Origin of the sequence: Colwellia sp. Bg11-28 (assembly GCF_002836245.1) — a bacterium.
Classification (GTDB): Bacteria; Pseudomonadota; Gammaproteobacteria; order Enterobacterales; family Alteromonadaceae; genus Colwellia; species Colwellia psychrerythraea_A.
In genome coordinates this window covers 138,140-157,493 of record NZ_PJBA01000004.1, presented here as the reverse complement: position 1 = coordinate 157,493, position 19,354 = coordinate 138,140, and the positions used below count along the sequence as shown (strand labels likewise).

At 36.6% G+C, this 19,354-nt stretch carries 20 protein-coding genes; 9 read left to right on the top strand and 11 right to left on the bottom strand.

Translation table 11 applies throughout. From position 1 onward, the window contains the following. The first annotated feature begins 561 nt into the window (after positions 1–561). Entirely contained in the window at positions 562–1,047 is a 486-nt protein-coding gene (locus CXF79_RS04485) for a universal stress protein (RefSeq protein WP_101154127.1), read from the top strand. A 16-nt stretch (positions 1,048–1,063) separates the two neighbouring features. Here the strand turns inward: CXF79_RS04485 and CXF79_RS04480 are convergent, their stop codons facing one another. Beyond that, on the bottom strand, positions 1,064–1,711 hold the full coding sequence (locus CXF79_RS04480) for a response regulator transcription factor (RefSeq protein ID WP_011042243.1): 648 nt from the start codon (positions 1,709–1,711) through the stop codon (positions 1,064–1,066). Next, positions 1,708–3,159, bottom strand: a complete 1,452-nt coding sequence (locus CXF79_RS04475) for a cache domain-containing protein (RefSeq protein WP_232769076.1) — start codon at positions 3,157–3,159, stop codon at positions 1,708–1,710. Before CXF79_RS04475 ends, CXF79_RS04480 begins: the two co-directional genes overlap by 4 nt. Positions 3,160–3,340: 181 nt before the next feature. Between CXF79_RS04475 and CXF79_RS04470 the strand changes: the two genes are divergently transcribed. The 4 genes from CXF79_RS04470 to CXF79_RS04455 all read left to right on the top strand — a co-directional run bounded on the left by CXF79_RS04470 (position 3,341) and on the right by CXF79_RS04455 (position 7,533). Continuing rightward, on the top strand, positions 3,341–4,417 hold the full coding sequence (locus tag CXF79_RS04470; protein WP_101154125.1) for a TRAP transporter substrate-binding protein: 1,077 nt from the start codon (positions 3,341–3,343) through the stop codon (positions 4,415–4,417). A gap of 110 nt (positions 4,418–4,527) precedes the next feature. Continuing rightward, positions 4,528–5,052: a TRAP transporter small permease subunit gene (locus CXF79_RS04465; RefSeq protein ID WP_198560035.1), complete on the top strand. Its 525-nt coding sequence runs from the start codon at positions 4,528–4,530 to the stop codon at positions 5,050–5,052. Beyond that, complete coding sequence (locus CXF79_RS04460) at positions 5,049–6,329, top strand: TRAP transporter large permease (protein WP_101154124.1); 1,281 nt, start codon at positions 5,049–5,051, stop codon at positions 6,327–6,329. The genes CXF79_RS04465 and CXF79_RS04460 overlap by 4 nt, the downstream gene beginning before the upstream one ends. A 157-nt stretch (positions 6,330–6,486) precedes the next feature. Then, positions 6,487–7,533 (top strand): DcaP family trimeric outer membrane transporter, encoded by a 1,047-nt coding sequence (locus CXF79_RS04455; RefSeq protein ID WP_101154123.1) that lies wholly within the window; start codon positions 6,487–6,489, stop codon positions 7,531–7,533. Positions 7,534–7,648: 115 nt separating this feature from the next. Here CXF79_RS04455 and CXF79_RS04450 read toward each other — a convergent pair whose 3' ends face one another. The 3 genes from CXF79_RS04450 to CXF79_RS04440 form a co-directional block, all read right to left on the bottom strand. Next, positions 7,649–8,047, bottom strand: a complete 399-nt coding sequence (locus tag CXF79_RS04450) for a PAS domain-containing protein (protein ID WP_101154122.1) — start codon at positions 8,045–8,047, stop codon at positions 7,649–7,651. Positions 8,048–8,256: 209 nt separating this feature from the next. Then, a complete protein-coding gene (locus tag CXF79_RS04445) occupies positions 8,257–8,718 on the bottom strand; it encodes a flavodoxin family protein (RefSeq protein WP_011042235.1) in 462 nt (153 codons plus the stop codon). A gap of 308 nt (positions 8,719–9,026) precedes the next feature. Further along, positions 9,027–10,082, bottom strand: coding sequence for an alkene reductase (locus tag CXF79_RS04440; RefSeq protein WP_101154121.1), 1,056 nt, complete (start codon positions 10,080–10,082; stop codon positions 9,027–9,029). 128 nt (positions 10,083–10,210) lie between these two features. On the opposite strand from CXF79_RS04440, the gene CXF79_RS04435 reads away from it, so the two are divergent. Further along, positions 10,211–10,792, top strand: a complete 582-nt coding sequence (locus CXF79_RS04435) for a TetR/AcrR family transcriptional regulator (RefSeq protein WP_101154120.1) — start codon at positions 10,211–10,213, stop codon at positions 10,790–10,792. A gap of 139 nt (positions 10,793–10,931) precedes the next feature. On the opposite strand, the gene CXF79_RS04430 is transcribed toward CXF79_RS04435, so the two are convergent. After that, positions 10,932–11,882 carry a nucleoside recognition domain-containing protein gene (locus CXF79_RS04430; RefSeq protein WP_101154119.1) on the bottom strand — a complete coding sequence of 317 codons (951 nt, stop codon included), beginning with the start codon at positions 11,880–11,882 and terminating at the stop codon, positions 10,932–10,934. Between the two features lie 119 nt (positions 11,883–12,001). Between CXF79_RS04430 and CXF79_RS04425 the strand changes: the two genes are divergently transcribed. Next, positions 12,002–12,469 carry an Lrp/AsnC family transcriptional regulator gene (locus CXF79_RS04425; protein WP_101154118.1) on the top strand — a complete coding sequence of 156 codons (468 nt, stop codon included), beginning with the start codon at positions 12,002–12,004 and terminating at the stop codon, positions 12,467–12,469. A gap of 181 nt (positions 12,470–12,650) precedes the next feature. Here CXF79_RS04425 and CXF79_RS04420 read toward each other — a convergent pair whose 3' ends face one another. Both CXF79_RS04420 and CXF79_RS04415 read right to left on the bottom strand, forming a co-directional pair. Further along, the gene (locus CXF79_RS04420; RefSeq protein WP_101154260.1) at positions 12,651–14,081 is read right to left on the bottom strand and encodes a DUF3300 domain-containing protein; all 1,431 of its coding nucleotides are present in this window, start codon (positions 14,079–14,081) and stop codon (positions 12,651–12,653) included. 112 nt (positions 14,082–14,193) lie between these two features. Then, complete coding sequence (locus CXF79_RS04415) at positions 14,194–15,129, bottom strand: LysR family transcriptional regulator (protein WP_011042229.1); 936 nt, start codon at positions 15,127–15,129, stop codon at positions 14,194–14,196. Positions 15,130–15,256: 127 nt separating this feature from the next. Between CXF79_RS04415 and CXF79_RS04410 the strand changes: the two genes are divergently transcribed. Together CXF79_RS04410 and CXF79_RS04405 are read left to right on the top strand one after the other, a co-directional pair. Continuing rightward, the gene (locus CXF79_RS04410) at positions 15,257–16,285 is read left to right on the top strand and encodes a zinc-binding alcohol dehydrogenase family protein (RefSeq protein WP_101154117.1); all 1,029 of its coding nucleotides are present in this window, start codon (positions 15,257–15,259) and stop codon (positions 16,283–16,285) included. A gap of 90 nt (positions 16,286–16,375) precedes the next feature. Further along, complete coding sequence (locus CXF79_RS04405) at positions 16,376–16,666, top strand: putative quinol monooxygenase (RefSeq protein WP_101154116.1); 291 nt, start codon at positions 16,376–16,378, stop codon at positions 16,664–16,666. Between the two features lie 147 nt (positions 16,667–16,813). On the opposite strand, the gene CXF79_RS04400 is transcribed toward CXF79_RS04405, so the two are convergent. From CXF79_RS04400 to CXF79_RS04390, 3 genes are all read right to left on the bottom strand, one after another. Further along, positions 16,814–18,166, bottom strand: coding sequence for an ATP-binding protein (locus CXF79_RS04400; protein WP_198560038.1), 1,353 nt, complete (start codon positions 18,164–18,166; stop codon positions 16,814–16,816). Between the two features lie 86 nt (positions 18,167–18,252). Beyond that, the gene (locus CXF79_RS04395) at positions 18,253–18,927 is read right to left on the bottom strand and encodes a response regulator transcription factor (protein ID WP_101154114.1); all 675 of its coding nucleotides are present in this window, start codon (positions 18,925–18,927) and stop codon (positions 18,253–18,255) included. Positions 18,928–18,954: 27 nt separating this feature from the next. Then, a complete protein-coding gene (locus CXF79_RS04390) occupies positions 18,955–19,233 on the bottom strand; it encodes a PepSY domain-containing protein (RefSeq protein ID WP_101154113.1) in 279 nt (92 codons plus the stop codon). Positions 19,234–19,354 lie beyond the last annotated feature (121 nt).

The following is a 19,354-nucleotide window of genomic DNA, read 5'->3' as shown; positions in this document are numbered from 1 at the left end:
TTTAATTCGCATTAATATCTCATGATTTCAAAACATTAGACACCAGAAACTTATAACGCTTTGTCAAACCTAGCGTATTACTGAGACTTCTCAGTAATACGCGGTTCTAAAAACAATGTTAATTCTTATATTTTCATGGAATTAACATACTTAATTAACTGGTTGAGGTGTGTTACTGAGCCTTCTCAGTAACATGACAGAAAAGTATTAGAAAATGTAAGACTAATAGTTTTAGGTTAATGTCAGCTAAGCTCACTAACCGTCCAATGATTAAAAACATGCATCAGATAGATACTAGAAAACTTTCTAAAGAATTTTCCTAAAAAAATTAAGCTTTAGCGCCTTAGTGCGAAATTTAATGAACTAGAGTAAAAGTCATATTCATATTTTGCTTAGATGCTTTATTTCGCAATTAACCAACGACATTACTTAGTTTTAATAAATAATGATTTTCCTTAATCGTCATAATTATCAGGGGTTATGCTTGATTTACATCAAACAAAACTTTCAATTGTTTTGTATGCTTATTTAACTACTTCAAAATAGATAAAGGGAAATGTCATGACAGAAATCAATACAATATTATATGCAACTGATCTTGGTAAACATACAAGACCTGCCTTTCGTATGGCGGTAAGTCTTGCCAAAAGCAATAATGCAAAAATTCATTTTCTCTATGTAATAGAGCCGTTGAATACTAATACCGCGTCACTGGTTAACTCGTATCTACCTGAAGGGACTATAGAAGATATATACCAGCGCTCCATTGATGAGTTGCATGAGAAAGTTAAGAATCGCATTGATAAGTTTTGCTTAGAAGAATTAGACGGTGAAGAATTCCCTGGTGGTAAACCTGTAGCAGATATTATTGAAGGTTCTCCTGCCGCGACCATTGTTAGTTTCGCAGAAGATAACAATGTTGATCTTATTGTAATGGGCAGTCACGCACATAGCGTATTAAATAATCTGTTTATCGGTTCTGTCGCAGATAAAGTAGTGAATAGAACAACGACTCCGGTATTACTAGTACCACTCAAAAATGATTAGTGTTCAGTTATAGTTTTTAATTTTTAATTATGCCGTGTTTAACGGCATAACTAATTAGTTTTGCTAAGGAGTGAATGCCTAACTTGGTTTTCATGTTTCTTCTATGTGCTTCTACCGTTCTAAAACTTATATTGAGAATTTTAGCTATTTCTTTACTCGTTTTACCTTTAGCTAGATAGGATAAAACCACTTGTTCTCTAGTGGTCAATTTTTCACTTTCATTGGTATTAACAGGATTATCTATTAATAATTTTGCGATAGAGCTACTAAAATGAGTTTTACCATTGGCGACCGCTTTGATGGCGTAATAAATCTCTTCAGAAGTTGTATCCTTTAATAAATATCCCACAGCACCAGCCTGAATTGCACTTTTAACAAATTCGGGATTGCTGTGCATACTCAAAATCAATACTTTTGTTTCGGGCAATTGCTCGGTGATAATCTCGGTGGCATCAATACCATTCATGGTAGGCATGCTGATATCCATTAGGATCACGTCAGGTTTCAATTCAATTGCTTTGTTAAGTGCATCACTACCATCATCCGTTGAGCCAACAATAATGATGTCATCGTAGAAAGATAAACACGCTTTCAAACCACCTTGCACCATAGGGTGATCGTCAACAATTTGTACCGATACTGGAAGTTCTTTTAAGTTACTCATTGGCCGAACTCAATATCACCGTTATTGTCATTGTTTTTTACTCTCGTTTGATTAAAGTAATTTTCAAAACTACATTTCGGAATTTTCGCCGTAATGGTTGTGCCTTTTGATGATGAAACAACGCTAAATTCGCCCAAATGGTATTCAACGCGTTCTGCTAAGTTTCTCAGACCAATGCCACAATCATTTATTTCACTCACTGAATTAATATCAAAGCCTTTACCATCATCAGCAATGATTAATGTTAACCAGTTTTTGTCAAAGCTTAAGCTAATTTCAACATGCTCTGCTTTTGCATGTTTTTCAATATTGATTAATGACTCTTGTACGATTCGATAGAGGGTAGTATTAATAAAGTCGGGCAACAAATTTCTTGCTAGAGGTTTAAATACCTCGATACTTACGCCAGTTCTATCAGAAAAGTCAGCCGATAAGGTATCAATCGCAGCAGATAAACCTAGTTCATCTAATATTTGTGGGTGCATATGGTGAGAAATCCGACGAATTTCATCAATAGCAATAACTAAATTATCCTCTGCATGCTGAAGCGGTTTTGGCACGTCTTGTACCGCTTTTGAAAGGTGCATCTTAGTCGCTTCTAGTGAAAACTTTATTGACACCAAAATTTGAATTATTCCATCATGTAGCTCACGAGCAATGTGTCTGCTCTCATCTTCTTGAACATTAACAATGCGTTGTCCTAGCTCAGTAATTTTTTCATCCGTTTGTTTTTTCTGACGTAAATTTACTGTCACGCCAAACAAGAAAATAACAAAGATAGAAGAAAGAGCGAGAATCAAAATAATATTCTTGGTTTTATTAATGTGCTCGTCTATTTCGAATTGTAATTGGCTTAATTGTAAATTGACATTATCAAGGTAAACACCGGTACCTATCATCCATTTCCATTTTTCCAAATAGACAGAGTAACCTATCTTTTCAGATATTTTTTTATTTGATGGTTTGGTCCAAGGGTAATGATAAAAGTCACCGCCCGCTTTGGCGTTACTTATAAGAATTTGAATAATTTTATTACCTTTACCGTCCTCCAACTCCCACCAGTTTTTCCCAATTCTAAAAGGCTGTTTCGGGTGTGATATAGCATTACCCTTATCATCATAAACAAAGAAATAACCATCTTCACCATTGAATGTCATTTTATCTAATATGTTGGTTACCAACTTTTTGGCGACATAATTATCAGGTTCAGACGACTGGTATAAATGATCAACAGCCAATACCGCCAAGGCAGTATAGTTTTTAAGCTCTTGTTTTTTTTGTTCAACAAGAAAGTGTTCTAGCGTATCTAAGCTTTGATTGGATAATTCTCGGTATTCATTAGTCACCAAAATGTAAGTGATAAGTGCGGTTAACAATACTTGAATAACGGCAATAAAAAGTAGCTTGATGGGTAATATCATACGTTTCTTAGTCTTTATCATCGTCATTTTTTACCTATCATTTCAAGTTTTAGCCTTGATAGCTATAACCAGTTGTACCTAGGTATAACTACCTAGTCAAGTTAGGTATTCGTACGAATATTTTGTCATGCACAACCCTGTCATTCTTCTAACTATCAAAATAATCACAAACAAGTCTAACGACTTATTACTAGGATGGGGATGTAAAATGAAAACAATAATTTTAAAAATAGCATTAATTACCGCAATAAGTTTTTCAACATTTGCTAATGCAGATGACGACAAAAAATATCGTTGGCGATTAGCCGAAACATGGGGCCCTAATTTCCCAATATTTGGTGACGCCACTAAAAACATGGCTGCAATGGTTAAAAAAATGTCTAACGGCCGCTTGATTATTCAAATTGATTCATCGAATAAACATAAATCTGCATTAGGGATATTTGATTTTGTTAAACAAGGCCAATACCAAATGGGGCATTCTGCTTCCTACTATTGGAAAGGCAAAGACTTCAATACTATGTTTTTCACCACCATGCCTTTTGGTATGACAGCACCAGAACAATACGCATGGTTCTACTATGGTGGCGGTATGGAACTAATGAAAGAGGTTTATGATAAATACGGAATTATGTCATTTCCTGGTGGTAATACGGGTAATCAAATGGGTGGTTGGTTCAGAAAAGAAATCAATACTGTTGAAGACTTGAAAGGTTTGAAAATGCGCATCCCAGGTTTTGCGGGTGAAGTATTAGCTAAATTAGGCGCTAAACCTACCAACATCCCTTCTGGTGAATTATATACAGCACTTGAACGCAATACCATTGATGCATTGGAGTGGGTCGGACCATCACTTGATTTACGTATGGGTTTTCACAAAATTGCACCTTTTTACTACACAGGTTGGCATGAGCCTGCTACTGAGTTGCAGTTTATGGTAAATGAAAAAGCGTTTAAATCGTTACCTGAAGATTTACAGAATATTTTAACCGTAGCAATGAAAGCTGCAGCATATGACATGTACGCTCAATCGATGCATGAAAGTGGCGTAAATTTAGCTAAATTACAGGAAGATTATCCTAACGTTAAAATTCGTTCATTCCCTAAAGCTGTGATGACTGAAATTCAAGCAGCCAATGCTCAGTTGTTAAGTGAGTTTGCCAATAAAGATCCACTGACTAAAAAGATTCTGCACTCGATTTACGATTATCAAGATCAAATCCGCCCTTGGACTAACTTTTCAGACCGCGCTTATTTAGACAACTTCGATTCCAAGTCGAATTAATGATTCTAGGGGCATGGATAGCCCCTTCTTCAAAGTCTAACAACGTATTTTTCCTATGATTTTCAATCATACGCATGACCTCTCACCTCCTTTGAATAAAGGTTTAATATATGCAGTTCGTCCTTAAATTACTTAAAAACATTATTGATGCCGTAGGTAGTCTCTGCAGTATAATAATGATCCTCATGGTACTCAATGTTTTCTATGATGTTGTTTCTCGCTATTTCTTTAATGATGTTAGCATCGGTATGCAAGAGCTTGAATGGCATCTTTTTGCAGCCATGTTTATGTTTGGTATTGGATACACTTTAAAAGAAGATGGTCATGTTAGAGTCGATGTCTTTTACGATAAAATGTCTGAAAATTCGCAAGCTATCATTAATATACTGGGCGCTATTTTCTTTGCCTTACCCATTACAGTGCTTGTTTTATATTATGGCTCGGACTATGCCCTTGAAGCATTTCACATGGGTGAAGGAAGCCCAGATCCAGGCGGTTTACCTTATCGTTGGATAGTTCGCTCCATTATTCCATTTTCATCTGTTTTTCTACTTTTATGTATTTTATACGTAACACTTAAAAATATTTTACGACTAAATACCTCCTCTCAAAGCAAACAAGGAGAACCATCATGATAGGTTTAATTCTTTTTGCTATTGCCCTAGTTTTTTTGTTTTTCGGTTATTCGGTCGCTTTCACCTTTGCTGGTATTTCAGTAATTGTTGGCGTATTAACCTTAGGGATCGATTTATTTGCATTTATGCCCTATCGCATTATGAGCATCATGGAAAATACCATTTTAATGGCCATTCCAATGTTTGTATTTATGGGCATAGTTTTACAAAAAACGGGCTTAGCTGAACGCTTACTTGAATCATCAGCAAAACTTTTCGGCACTATTCCTGGTGGCCTTGCTATTTCAACCATTATTGTTGGCGCTTTATTAGCCGCATCAACGGGTGTTGTCGGTGCGAGTGTAGTGGCAATGGGCGTCATTTCTTTGCCGGTGATGTTAAAAAATAATTATCACCAACCTACAGCCGCAGGGGTTATTTGTGCTTCAGGAACTTTAGGGCAAATTATTCCACCATCCATCATTTTAATTATACTCGGTGATGTTATGGGCGTGCCGGTAGGTGATTTATTTAAAGCGGCTGTTGTTCCTGGATTTTTACTGATTCTTGGATACACAGTTTATATTTTGATTTTGGGAAAATTCAAACCAGAATACTGTCCTGCAATGGTAGTGACTGAAAACAAAAGAGACTTATTGGTACAAGCAGCAAAAGATATTGTTCCGCCCCTCATTCTTATTTTATCAGTACTGGGTTCTATCTTTTCAGGTATTGCAACACCAACTGAATCCGCTTCAATAGGCGCTGTTGGCGCTATGGTTTTAGCTAAGTTTTATGGTTCTTTTTCATTTAAAAATATCAATGAAATATCCCTTGAAACAGTCAAAGTTACTTCAATGATTTTTGCCGTGCTAATAGGCGCAACAGCATTTTCTATGGTGTTTAGCTATTCAGGCAGTGAGTATTTAATTGAAGAGTTTTTCTTAGACTTACCCGGCGATAAGTGGACTTTTTTGATAATTGCCATGGTTGCCATATTGGTTCTAGGTTTCTTTATCGATTTTATTGAAATTGCATTTTTAGTTGTACCTATTCTAACGCCAGTCGCAATTGCTTTTAATATTGATTTAGTTTGGTTTGCTGTGCTTATCTCAATGAATCTACAAACTTCATTTTTAACTCCCCCCTTCGGCTTTAGTCTGTTTTACCTCAAAGGTGTTGCCCCTAAAAGTTTCAAAACTACCACAATTTATAAAGGTGTTATTCCCTTTATTTTAATTCAAATTACCGTGCTGTTATTGGTACTACTGTTTCCAGAACAGTTGATCTTTTTTTAACACAATCACTTGTGTCAAAAATATAGGGAAAGCTTGACCATTACTAGGGGATTTATGCAGTACTAGTTATGGTCATCTGTTAATGGAATAACAACAATAAAACCTGACCTAAAAATAAAATTAATACCTATGGTCATAATTTAATAGAGGAAATAACATGTTAAATAAGAAAAATATTATATTATCTGCTTGTATACTGGCAATGTCTGGTGCAGCAAATGCAGGTTATGAATATAAAATTTCAGATAACGATACCATTACGTTTGGAGGTTATATAAAAGCCGATGTTCGTTATGTAGACGGTAATATTGCCGCCACAAATTACTGGTATGGTAGTGGTACTGTATTATCTGAAAGCAAATCTAATTTTGGTATAGCGGTTAATGAAACCCGTTTCAACACTAAATATGTTCATGGTGATGTCACTGGCTTTATTGAGATGGATTTTTATGGTGATGCTGTTTCTGGTGGTGGTAATGAGATTATTTCTAATTCATCCAATCCTAGATTACGCCATGCATTTATTAAATATAAGAATATTTTAGTTGGCCAAACTTGGACTACCTTTCAAAATACTAGCTCTTTGGCTGAAGCCGCAGATTTTGGTGGTCCATTGGTTGCTTCTGCTTTTATCAGACAAGGACAAGTACGTTATACGATCGGTGGTTTACAAATTGCTCTAGAGAATCCTGAAAGTTTTGGTGGTCAGAGTGGTGATGATAAAGTGCCTGATTTTATCGCTAAATATACCTTCAAAGGTGACTGGGGTAATATTTCTGTTTCCGGCTTAGCGAGGCAATTACAAACAACTGAAGGCGATAGTGAATCAGCCTTTGGTTACGGCATAGCGGGACGCTTAAAAACCATTGGCAAAGATGACTTTCGCTTTCAACTTCATGCCGGTAATGTTGGTCGTTATGTCGGCGTAGCAGCAGCCACTGATTTAGTGGGTGAAGAAGTAGAAGAGTCGACCGCTATCATGGTTGCGTATCGTCACTTTTGGACCGATGATATTCGCAGCTCAGTTTTTTACGGAAATATCACCACTGACTTATCTGACCGAGATAGAAGCCATTGGGGTGTGAATATTTTTAAGAATTATACCAAAGAGTTGTCTTTTGGTTTAGAGCTGGGTAATTTTGAAATGGCAGAGCAAGATGCTGACTCTGATTATGTTCAGTTATCGACTAAATATGTATTCTAAAAATTAATTTTCACTGCGTTTATTAACTTTTTAATGTGCTAAAGGAGACTTTTGTCTCCTTTTTTTGTAAAAAACATTATTAATTGCAGACAACGGATTTAAGCAGAATAACGGACTAATCAACCCTATTGGTCAGTGATTTTTTATAGTCAACTTTACAAGCTTGATATACGCTTTCTGATATTTCGTTACCAAAACACCGAGTGTGCACAAACTCGCCATCTTCTGCATAGACACTTGAGTTATAAAGTATATATTTCATTTTGAGCTTACCGCATACCATTGCAGGGAAGTTTGAAAAGGATTCAAATTTAGCCAGCTTAATCATCATTTGCTCTAAACATGACTTGTCGAATTGAAACTCAGACACATGATGACCTACATATTCGTCTTCAGTGTAGCCTAATACAGTTAATTCATGTTCGTTAGCATATTTAATTATGCCTTCTGGTGAAACTGTGTGGATGCCAATATTTGCATTTTCAATAAAATCTACCGCATTTTCTATAAGCACTTATTTAGCCACCTTAATTACGTTCTTCAAAGGTAATTATATTCATTATTTGATAATAGGTAAAATATAACGTGAGAATACTCGGTATTCTATTACTAGGTTAGCAAGTTATCCATTTGGTCAACAATATCTATAATTTAGCTAAATAACTACTAATATTTAACGAATAGTTAAGATTTTCGCCTATCGTCGGTAGAATGTAAGGCCAGTTAATAAATACCGACATCAAGGCCGGCAGCCATTGTCATACCAAGTTCTTCGCATTGCTCAATAAACAAAGTTTGCCAATCTCCTCGACACACTAAAGGTGGTTGAATCCAGTTCCAACGTAAGCCAGTACAGATTGTTTCAACGGCACGACAAGTACCAGTGCCATCATTTCCTGCGCGCACATATAACGCACAAGGCAATCCCTGTTTTACTTCCAAACAAGGGTAATAGCAGCGATCAAAAAAGTCCTTCAAAGCACCACTCATATAACCGAGATTTTCAGTGGTCCCCATGATTATTCCATCACAGCTTAATACATCTTCAGGGGTAGCTTCTAATGGTCGTACCCAACGTGTTTGGACTTGTTCAATATCTGGGTGCTGCGCTCCTTTCAAAACCGCTTCAGCCATTAGCTTCGTATTTTCAGAAGGTGCATGCGCTATAATTAACAGTGTTTTCATGGTTATACTCACATTAACTTGAAACGCCCCTTTGGGAATAAAGGTTCAGCGAAACTTAGTCCATACTTTTAGACTACAACTATTTAAAATAAAAATCCTCTTTGCATGGTTATCAACTGTACTAAAATATCTTTTAGGAGATCACGCTGCCAGTCGAGTTAGAGACAGTAACTGCCATTGTAATAGGAGTTGCAATGCACCAATAGCCTTGCGAAAGTGAATAACTTAATTTGGTTTTAAAAATAAAAGATAACAAAACTCTCTGACCGCCAAAGAGTTTTGTTGTTATAAGGAAGAGATTCCTATGGTTAAATTAAGCTTGTTAACATTTCATCTGAATAACTTGTTAAAGGCTCATTATTCCGTATTTTAGCGACATAATCAGGGTTAGCGATAAAAGGTCTACCAATAGCAATAAGATCAAACTTATCATCATTTATTGCACTACTTGCCGCTTCAGCACTATAACTACCGACACCCACTAACGTTTTGCTGTAATTTTCTCTAACATAACTTGATGCCCGACCACCTAAGTAATCAAATTCCATGCTATCGTCGAATATACCGATATGAAGGAATGCTAAATTTCGTTGCTCTAACTCGGGCAATAAAAGATCAAATACTGCGCGGTCTTTACTATCGCCAGTCATGTTAAAGTAGGCACCGGGTGAAACTCTTAATCCCGTTCTGTCAGCACCAATCTTACTGATTATTTCATCAATCACTTCTAATGGAAATCGCACCATATTCTCACTACTACCACCATATTCATCATTACGACGATTACTATCATGATGTAAAAATTGATCAATAAGATAACCATTAGCGCCATGAATTTCAACACCATCAAAACCTGCTTTGATTGCATTCTCAGCGGCTTGACCATAATCAGCAACTAAAGTTTTAATTTCTTCAACAGTAACCGCTTTTGGTATTTTATAAGTTAACTCTCTCATTCTAGGCACAGTACCTTCAACGCCAATAGCTGAAGGAGCTAATACGGATGCATCGGCGTCTCCATTTCCGTAGAAATATGGGTGAGCTACACGGCCAGTATGCCAAAGTTGAGCAAAAATTTTCCCGCCATTTTTATGTACTGCAGCAGTAACTATTTTCCAGCCTTCAATTTGTGCTGGAGAAAATAAGCCAGGGGTATTGGGAAACCCTTGGCCATCAGGGCGAATAATTACCGCTTCAGAAATGATTAAGCCCGCTTCAGCTCTTCGAGCATAATATTCGGCCATTAACTGTGTCGGCACTAAATTATCATCTGCCATGCAGCGTGTTAAAGGGGCCATTAATATACGATTGCTTAAATTAATAGTGTTGTTTAAAGCATAAGGCTTAAGTAAATTTGCTGTCATGGTGATATTCCTTTTTGAATGTTCGTTCAAGATACTCCTTCTTGAATGTTCGTTCAAGTATTATTTTTGAATGATTGTTCAAATAAGGGTATAATCGAAAAATATAATGTGACTAAGGTGCTAAATAAATGCGTAATGCTGAGTTTGATAGAGAAAAAGTATTGAGATCTGCAATGAATGCTTTTATGAATAAAGGTTATGCAAATACCAGCATGCAAGACCTTAAAAAAGCGACAGGTCTTCATCCAGGTTCTATTTATTGTGCCTTTGAAAATAAACGGGGTTTATTATTAGAAGCGCTTGAACAATACCGGTTAGATAGATCTACTGAATTTGAGAAATTTTTTTCTGCATCACAAAAAACAACCGATAATTTAAAATTATATCTCGATAATGTCGTCACTGAGTGTATCAGTTGTGATAATACTCAAGCCTGTTTAATGACCAAAGCTTTGAATGAAACCGCAGAGCAGGATATTGAAATACAGCAGATAATTAGTAATAACTTATCTATGTTGCAACAAGCCTTTACTGAAAAGTTTGAACAAGCTAAAGAAGAAAAAGGCATCAGCGCGCACAAAGATTGTGAGCACTTAGCGAGATATTTTTTGATGGGGATATACGGTTTAAGAACTTTTGCTCAAACTCACCCTACACCTGAAATATTAGAGCAGCTCGCAGAGCAGCTTTATCAAGATGTATTAAGGTAACTTTTAGTGATGTAAACTTAGAATGTAATGGCTGTCATTGAGCGATAGCTAATGTGAGAAGTTTTTTCATGGTTATACTCACGTTAGCTAAAGACGCCTCTCAATAAATAACACCTAAGCATAATGTTTGAATGCCCCTCTACTGAGGTTTTGTCAGTGCTTTTAACTGAATAGATTCTTTAATTGCAATGTATTTAGCAAGTAGAGCCACTATCACTATTGCAAAGATAATCCTCAGCCACAATATTGCTATAACATCTGCACCTAGCAATAAAATCAATAAAGTATCTTCAATCAAACTGTGAGCCAGGCTTAAAAAACTAATAGAGAGCAATACGTCTTTTTTACCAATATGACCCTTTTTTATTTCAGAAATAAGTAAGCCAGCTCCGTAACTCAAACCTAATGTAATGCCTGTTATAGTAATGTTACTGGCATCCTTGGTAATGCTCAGTAATTTGAATATTGGCGATAGTAGCTTTTGCAACAAGCTTTCCACGCCAATTTTTTTCAGAATTCTCAATAATATAATTAGTGCAGAGATAATAAAGAAGATGCTAATCAACATTTGTAATTGATCTAAGCCCCATTGAATTAACGTTTGCTCTTTTATCTCGTGCTGCCATAGCAATACGGCAGCTTGTTGTTGATAATCCATCGCTGTATAGAGCCAGTTCACCAGCGCAGCCAATAGTAATCCCCCACCTATTTTCAAGCTTATTGTAAGTCGCCAGCTAACGCCAACCATTTTAGCAACAGCACCTTCAATGAGAACGGAGTGAGAAATTAAAATTAAAAGTCCAATCACCGATACCTGCGCCACAGATAGTTCGAGTTGAGCTGTAGTATCAACAAACACGACCATCGCTGTAAATATATTGGTTAAAATAGCGGTTGCCCAAACGAGTCCTAACTGCTCTGGCAGTCCTACAAGTTTCATAACGGGCGCTAGTATTTCAGCTAACCATTGAGTTCCACCTAGTAAGTCTAAAATTTTCACTACTATAATCGCTGGCACCATTACTTTTAATAACGTCAGGTAAACTTGGCTAACTTCTTGAAATACACTTTTCATAGTTTTAACAAACATAAGTACTGCTCTACTGCTTAGTTTTATGAGTAATATAATAACGGCTCAACTAAGAAATAATTCCAATTAATCATCAGTAAAGTTAATATAAGTTTCTTTTTATCGTAATTATATTAATTATGTTTCTTGATAGACTAGATAAAGCAATTCTCCGTCAATTACAAAGTGACGCGTCAGTGAGCAATGTAAAGCTTGCAGAAATAGTTAACCTATCTGCCCCCGCTTGTTTAAAGCGAGTGAAACGGCTAGAAGATCAAGGTGTCATTAACAAAAGAGTTGCACTGTTGGATCAAACTAAGTTTGGTAGTTGCCTTCATATGATTGTTGAAATTGTGATGCATCAAGATAGGTTAGATTTAAATGAGACCTTTAGCAAAGCCATAAAAAATTGTGAGCAGGTACATGAATGTTACAAGGTAACGGGTGAAGTAGATTTTGTGTTAGTGGTCGTAGTACCAGATATGCCGAGCTATGAGGTGTTCTGTGAAGAAATATTATACCGGCACCCAAATATGCGTAACTTCAGAACCTTAATTTCAATGAACCGGATAAAATATGACACTAAGGTTTATATTCCGATTGATTGATTTTTTGAAATTTGACGACATGTTTAAGCTGATGTAATTCTTGGCAAAATAGCGCATTTAAGTATATTTATTCAATGGTTAACGCAAAAAACAAACTCGATCAGTTAAGCAAGTCATAAGGGGATCGCAGCTAATGATCCTCTTATTAATTGCCTTAATTCCCCTCGTCACTAACAAAGCACTAATTTATTCTTTTCTTAGTTTGATGATGCCTAGTCGGTGTTGCCGAGTGTCTTGGTGACTGCCTTACTGTTTGCTTCGGTGCTGATCTAGTCACAGGTCGATTATAAACAGCCTGCTTTTTAACTGACGCTCTGTGAACTTGCGTATTCTGAGCTGTTTGCTTCACTTGTTTATGTTTTACTTGTTTATTACTTTGTCGATTATTCATTTGAGCATTTCCCTGATACTTTGCTTGGTATTTATTCGGGTTATGCTGTTTTACCTTATGACTATTATTTGCCACTACCGTTTTTTTATAATGTTTTCCTTGGTTATTGTTGTAGGCATTACTGCGTTTATAATTACTATTAATTGCCTTACTGTTACGCGCATTGCTATTGCGGACTTTTGAGTTGTTCACATTTGCGCTTCTAACTACTTTATTATGGTTAATTGCCTTATTTTTATGGCTATTACTTTTATAAACACGATTTTTATGACCGTTTCCTTTATGGGCACTATTTGTATGAATAGTACTTTTATAAGTGTTTGTACTACGAACACTTGGTCGAGACCCATAATATTTCTGCTTTAATCTGCCGTTACTGTAAGCAACCCCGCGTCTATGTTTTGGCTGATGATTCCAACGTTTTGCACTATGACTTGATACAATTTTTTTTCTGGAATGATAACCAGGACGGTTATAGTGCTTAACAACCACATGGCGGTTGTGCCAATGAAAAGCACTAAAATAAAAATGACTACTGATGTGTACGCCATGTCCCCAATAAAAATGTCCATAATGAGCGGCATAATAATTAGGGTTACGCCAATAAACAGGTGGATAATGTGTCCAATGCCAACGACCATAAACTACGCGAGTATCATAATATGGTACGTAAATAACCTCTGGTTGCGCCGGTTCAATGATAATAACTCTCTGCTCTTTTATCACCTTCACATTATCCATATTGGCCAAATTACCCGCTTGGTCCGCCTGTTGTCTCAACGATTGAATACTGGCAAGCACTCTGGCTTCATCTTGTAAAAAAGCGTTACCGAGCTCTTGCATCCAAGTAAGATCTTCACTTAATTTAGTTATCACTCGTGGAAAAGCTAACAGTGCTTTGATGCTGGCATCCCAATCTTTTTTCTCCGCTTTTCTCTCTATTTGTGCAGCCGTTAATTTTGAGTGTTTGTTAAGCCATCGCTCAGCTTCAATGACCTCAATTGGGTAGGTAGATGCAATTAAAATATGGGTAAGTAAAGTATCTGGATACAAGGCGATGGGCGCTAGCGTTTGCGCAAGCTCTGCTTCAGATAACACAAATACTTGCTCTTCTTCTGCGTCTAATGAGGCTGAGAAAGCAGTAGTGGTAAATAGTGTGGTGGATAATAGGAGTCCCCCTATTATCACAAGATGTTTTAATACTGTTGAGTGAAAGTACATAAGCTCACCTTTGTTCATAACTAATCTTATGGTTAGCATACGACTGTTTAGCTGAACAAAGGCTGAACATACTTAAAGCGCACTTAAAGCATTATGATAATAGCGGTTTCTCCTATTCAAGCTGATTCTTATTGAGTATCCCTTGTTCCACTAACTTATTTTGAATAATGGCGCATTTTTCTTTTAGCATATCTCTTAATAAACGTACTGCAGGAGTAATCGACTGCCTACTTGGGCATACCAGCCATAATTCAGTTTTTCTCGGTTGATAATCAGTCATAACACTTACTACGTTACCCGCAAGTAAATCTTTAGACATATCAAGGCATGATTTCACCGCAATGCCTTTCCCTGCTACACACCATCGCCTCACTAAATCACCATCATTCGATGCTCGATTTCCCTTCATTTTTATTTTAATCACATTGCCTTTATGCTCGAACTTCCAGACATCGTGAACTACATCATGGAGTTGATAAAAAAGTCCGTTATGTGCGCTTAAATTATGCGGATGTTGTGGCGTACCGTTATCTTTAAGGTACTGTGGTGTAGCACAAAGTATGCCTGGCACATTACATATTTTAAAACCATAGAGGTTGGAATCAGTTGGTGAACCGTAGCGTATTGCAACATCAACGGAGTCTCGGTAAAAATCAATATTACTATCGCTAATATTCAATTTTAAACCAACCTTAGGATGGTTTTGTATCAATTCATCAAGCCAAGGTGCAACCAAGTTACGGCCTAAGTCCGAAGATATTGCAATACGAAGTTCACCATCGACAATTTCTAAATCGTCGCGCATATTTTGTTTAGCTTGCTCAAGCATTAACAATGCTTGCTGACATTGAGGAATGTACCTTTCCCCTGCACTAGAGATTTTCAACTGCCGTGTTGTTCGGATAAATAAATCAACACCTAATGCAGCTTCAACCCTTTTTATAGCTGCACTTGCTGTTGCGGTTCGCATATCAATACTTGCAGCGGCTTTGGTGATATTTTTAAATTCGGCGACTTTAAGGATGACTTGTAGGTCTTCTAATAACATATTGTCAAATATTTTTTGATAATGATTCAATTATTATGCTGTTTATCTTTACTAAATCAAGTTCTATTATTATCACCGTTAGCAGCACTTAAATTAGCAGCCTAAATTAAACAACCGGAGAATACACATGAAAGCCATTGGTTATAAAAAATCGTTACCCATTAGTGATATTGACTCTTTAGTCGATATAGAAATACCACAGCCAATAGCCACTGGCCGAGATATTTTAGTAAAAATAAGCGCTATTGCTGTTAATCCTGTCGATTATAAAATCAGACAAAACAAACCTTCAGAAACGGATGAATATAAAGTAATCGGTTGGGATGCTGTTGGTGAAATAGTCGCTATGGGTGAAAATGCGACAAAATTTCAGTTAGGTGACAAAGTATATTATGCCGGCGATTTAACTCGTCAAGGAAGTAATGCAGAATACCAATTAGTTGACGAACGCATTGTTGGCCATAAACCTAAAAGCTTAGCTGATGTTGAAGCAGCAGCCCTGCCATTAACAACAATTACCGCTTATGAAATGTTATTTGAACACCTTGCATTGCCTAAGATAATGCCCGATTCATCTGAAAAATCTAACGATGTTATTTTAGTTGTTGGTGCTGCGGGTGGTGTTGGCTCAATTTTAGTACAGCTTGCCAAAGCGATTACCGGTGCAACCATTATTGCGACTGCATCACGAGAAAGCTCAAAAGCGTGGGTAGAAAAACTCGGGGCTCACCATGTTGTCGATCATACCAAACCACTGAAGCCACAAATTGACGCCCTTAATATAGGCCAAGTTACACATGTTGCTAGCCTTAATGGCACAGAGAGTTATTTCGATACTTATATTGAGTTGCTCGCTCCTTTTGGCAAAATTGCCATGATTGATGATCCTCAAAAACCTTTAGACGTAATGAAATTGAAATTTAAAAGCTTGTCATTACATATCGAGTTTATGTTTGCACGCTCAATGTTTAATGCCGTCGATATTGAAGAACAAAGTCATTTATTAAATCACGTGTCCGATTTAATTGACCTTGGATATATTCAAACAACAGTAGGCAAAGAGTTAGGTTTAATTAATGCCGATAATTTAAAGCTTGCCCATGAGGAGTTGGAGTCAGGAAAATCTATCGGAAAAATAGTGTTACAAGGTTTTTAGAGCCATAAATTCAAATACAAAATTATGCCAAAAATGTGTCATGGATGATGCAAAGACACAGCAAAATATAATTTACTTAGAGGAATGAACATGACCCAATTAACCATTGTCGCCAATATCAAAGCCCAACCTGATCAAATTGACTTAGTGAAAGCCGAGCTTTTTAAACTTATTACCATGACCCGCAGTGAGCTAGGCTGTATTAATTATGATCTTCACCAAGATAATGATAATCCCGCTCAGTTTATATTTTATGAAAACTGGGAAACTCGTGAGTTATGGGAAGCACATATGGCCAACGATCATTTGAAAGAGTACATGGAAGCAACGCAAGGTGTGGTTGAATCTTTCACTCTCAACGAAATGACAAACATTAGCTAAGTTAATGGTGAAAAGGAGTTGTGCTAAAATAATGGCAACTTTTTTTCGAGAGTTTAATAATTAGATTGAAAAAAAGAAAATGTTTACGCTAACCTTGCAAAAGTGACTTAACAACTACTTCACATTGACTGTGTATTTACTTTTTATTTACGTTTTATTAGTGAAGCTCAAAGTAAATTGCGCGCCACCTAATTCTGTAGAGTTACCAATATGCAATTGACCTTGATAACTTGCTACCAAGTCTCGCACTATCGCCAAACCGACACCATGTCCTACTTCGTATGTATCAGCACGAACGCCACGTTCTAGTATTTGCGTAATTTGCTGTTCTTTAATACCAACGCCATCATCTTCTATACACATGATTAAAGCATCATCTTGTTGGCTAATTGTCAGTATAATAGTGCTTTTCGCCGCTTTATAAGCGTTATCAAGTAAATTCCCCAACAGCTCCAGTAAATCAGCTTCATCACCTTTGAAGGTGATGTTACCAGTGAAATTAAGTGTTAATTCTTTATGATCGCCCTGATAAATTTTTGCTAAGGTATTTAACAATTTATCGACAACTGGTTTCACCTCAATCCCTAACAGCCAAGACGAATGCCCCGCACTCTGCGCACGTTTTAGCTGGTGATCAATGGTGGAATTAATACGATTTATTTGCTCTTGATTAACGGCAGAAATTCCCCTTTGAGCTTGCATTACCGCTAGTGGGGTTTTCAAGCTATGAGCGAGATCTGATAAAGCATTTCGATAACGTTGCCTTTGCTTTTGCTCTGTGGCTAATAATTGATTTAATTGAGTGGTGAGTTGAGATAATTCTTTGGGATATAAACTGGTGAGCTTTTCAGCTCTGCCCTGTTCAACCGCTTTAACTTCCTGCTCTAAGGTAGATAAAGGTTTTAACGTCCACATCAACCATACAAGTTGCAGCAATAAAATAATGACCATTAAAATCGCTAAACCAAACCAAAGTTGCTGTTTGAAATCACGAATAAGTTGTGAGAATACTTGTTTGTCTCTAATAATATGTACGGTAATTGGAAAGTTATCGCTCCCTTCGGTAAAGCTGACTGCATAGCTATAAATAAAGTGGGGGAAGCCATTAATCTCAAAACTCGAAAATGTTTTATCTCCCGTTGCCAGTGTCGCTATCTCCCCTGATAATTGCTCATCAGGTATTTTAATAGTAAGTAAGGATTGAGAACTCCATAAAATAGCATTTTCTAGTTTTACATCTGATGTTACCTTACTCTCATACTTAACTGGCCCTGAAATAAAAGCATATAAACCTGAGTCGCTGACATTAAATTGGTTTTCAATTAAAGCTTCAGGCATCACTAAGTTAGCTTGTTCAACTTCTGCAACAGCCAAAATAGAATAGCTATAGGCACTTAATTCATTTTCTATACTACGCACCATATGTTTTTCAAATGAGTTCATGATGATAAACGCTATGGTTGGCAATATAATTACCACCATCGCCAGTAAGCTCACCATTAAACGTAATTTAAGGGAGTTTAGGAAAACATTAAAAAATGGTTTGATAAATGTAAGCAAAGATAAACCTAATCTGGGAAGTTAAGCTAAGTGAATTTAAGTAAACGATAGCCTTGGCCACGCTTCGTTTCAATGAAGTTATATTTACTGTCTGGGTCAAGCTTTTTACGTAAACGTCTGATAAATACTTCAATGACATTAGAGTCTAAATCGAAGTCTTGATCATAAATATGTTCAGTTAAGGTGGTTTTAGAAATCACCTCACCTACATGTAACATTAAATACTTAAACACTTTAAATTCATGAGCACTTAAACTAACGCTTACCTGTTCTACCAGTACTTGAGATGTAGAGATATCCAAACTATAGGGACCATTATTAATCATAGTACTGGCTTTGCCCGCACTACGTCTGATCAACGCATTTAAGCGTGAAGTGAGCTCTTCCACATGAAATGGTTTAGTTAAATAATCATCTGCGCCAGCATCTAGACCAGAAACTTTATCTTGCCAACGATCGCGAGCAGTAAGAATTAGAATAGGAAAATTACGGCCTTTTTCTCTGAGTGCTTTAACTACCGTAGTACCATCAATCTTTGGTAAACCTAAATCTATAACGGCAATATCATAGTCATATTCAAGCCCTTGAAATAAGGCAATCTCTCCGTCAGAAGCGACATCTACCGAATAGTTTTGTAAAAGTAATTGTTGTTGAAGCTCTTGTTGTAACGCTTGATCATCTTCAACTAAAAGTAAACGCATTGCTTTTTCCTTTCGAGTGATTGCTCGTTAATTTTTTTCAATCTTACCCGTTTTGGCATTGACCTTTTTCGATACTACTTGCCCATTGGGTTTTACAATCTTTACTTTATAAGCCGTATTATTTTTTTGTTTTTTTACATTCAAAACAGTACCGCCGTAGCGTTTTTTAACGAGTTTTGCCGCCTGCTGTGAGCTAATAGCTTTTTGTTTCTTTTGCGCATTAGCTTGCGTATCTGCCGCCACAGCAGTTGTACTTAAAGCAATTAAACTTATGAATAGCGTGAATAAAAGAACTCGTAACATCATCTCAATACCTAATGCAGATAAAACCTATAGAGCACTCAGTGTAAAAGAATGCTTGCCGCAAATAAACCAAGTTTAACCCTATAATACAAAAATCTAACTGAACGGAGTCTGAATACTTCAC

Excerpts from the sequence above, each read along its gene's own strand:
- CXF79_RS04485 (WP_101154127.1), top strand. The coding sequence starts at position 562 with ATGACAGAAATCAATACAATATTATATGCAACTGATCTTGGTAAACAT.
- CXF79_RS04480 (WP_011042243.1), bottom strand. The coding sequence starts at position 1,711 with ATGAGTAACTTAAAAGAACTTCCAGTATCGGTACAAATTGTTGACGAT.
- CXF79_RS04475 (WP_232769076.1), bottom strand. The coding sequence starts at position 3,159 with ATGACGATGATAAAGACTAAGAAACGTATGATATTACCCATCAAGCTA.
- CXF79_RS04470 (WP_101154125.1), top strand. The coding sequence starts at position 3,341 with ATGAAAACAATAATTTTAAAAATAGCATTAATTACCGCAATAAGTTTT.
- CXF79_RS04465 (WP_198560035.1), top strand. The coding sequence starts at position 4,528 with ATGCAGTTCGTCCTTAAATTACTTAAAAACATTATTGATGCCGTAGGT.
- CXF79_RS04460 (WP_101154124.1), top strand. The coding sequence starts at position 5,049 with ATGATAGGTTTAATTCTTTTTGCTATTGCCCTAGTTTTTTTGTTTTTC.
- CXF79_RS04455 (WP_101154123.1), top strand. The coding sequence starts at position 6,487 with ATGTTAAATAAGAAAAATATTATATTATCTGCTTGTATACTGGCAATG.
- CXF79_RS04445 (WP_011042235.1), bottom strand. The coding sequence starts at position 8,718 with ATGAAAACACTGTTAATTATAGCGCATGCACCTTCTGAAAATACGAAG.
- CXF79_RS04440 (WP_101154121.1), bottom strand. The coding sequence starts at position 10,082 with ATGACAGCAAATTTACTTAAGCCTTATGCTTTAAACAACACTATTAAT.
- CXF79_RS04435 (WP_101154120.1), top strand. The coding sequence starts at position 10,211 with ATGCGTAATGCTGAGTTTGATAGAGAAAAAGTATTGAGATCTGCAATG.
- CXF79_RS04430 (WP_101154119.1), bottom strand. The coding sequence starts at position 11,882 with ATGTTTGTTAAAACTATGAAAAGTGTATTTCAAGAAGTTAGCCAAGTT.
- CXF79_RS04425 (WP_101154118.1), top strand. The coding sequence starts at position 12,002 with ATGTTTCTTGATAGACTAGATAAAGCAATTCTCCGTCAATTACAAAGT.
- CXF79_RS04420 (WP_101154260.1), bottom strand. The coding sequence starts at position 14,081 with ATGTACTTTCACTCAACAGTATTAAAACATCTTGTGATAATAGGGGGA.
- CXF79_RS04415 (WP_011042229.1), bottom strand. The coding sequence starts at position 15,129 with ATGTTATTAGAAGACCTACAAGTCATCCTTAAAGTCGCCGAATTTAAA.
- CXF79_RS04410 (WP_101154117.1), top strand. The coding sequence starts at position 15,257 with ATGAAAGCCATTGGTTATAAAAAATCGTTACCCATTAGTGATATTGAC.
- CXF79_RS04405 (WP_101154116.1), top strand. The coding sequence starts at position 16,376 with ATGACCCAATTAACCATTGTCGCCAATATCAAAGCCCAACCTGATCAA.
- CXF79_RS04400 (WP_198560038.1), bottom strand. The coding sequence starts at position 18,166 with ATGGTGAGCTTACTGGCGATGGTGGTAATTATATTGCCAACCATAGCG.
- CXF79_RS04395 (WP_101154114.1), bottom strand. The coding sequence starts at position 18,927 with ATGCGTTTACTTTTAGTTGAAGATGATCAAGCGTTACAACAAGAGCTT.
- CXF79_RS04390 (WP_101154113.1), bottom strand. The coding sequence starts at position 19,233 with ATGATGTTACGAGTTCTTTTATTCACGCTATTCATAAGTTTAATTGCT.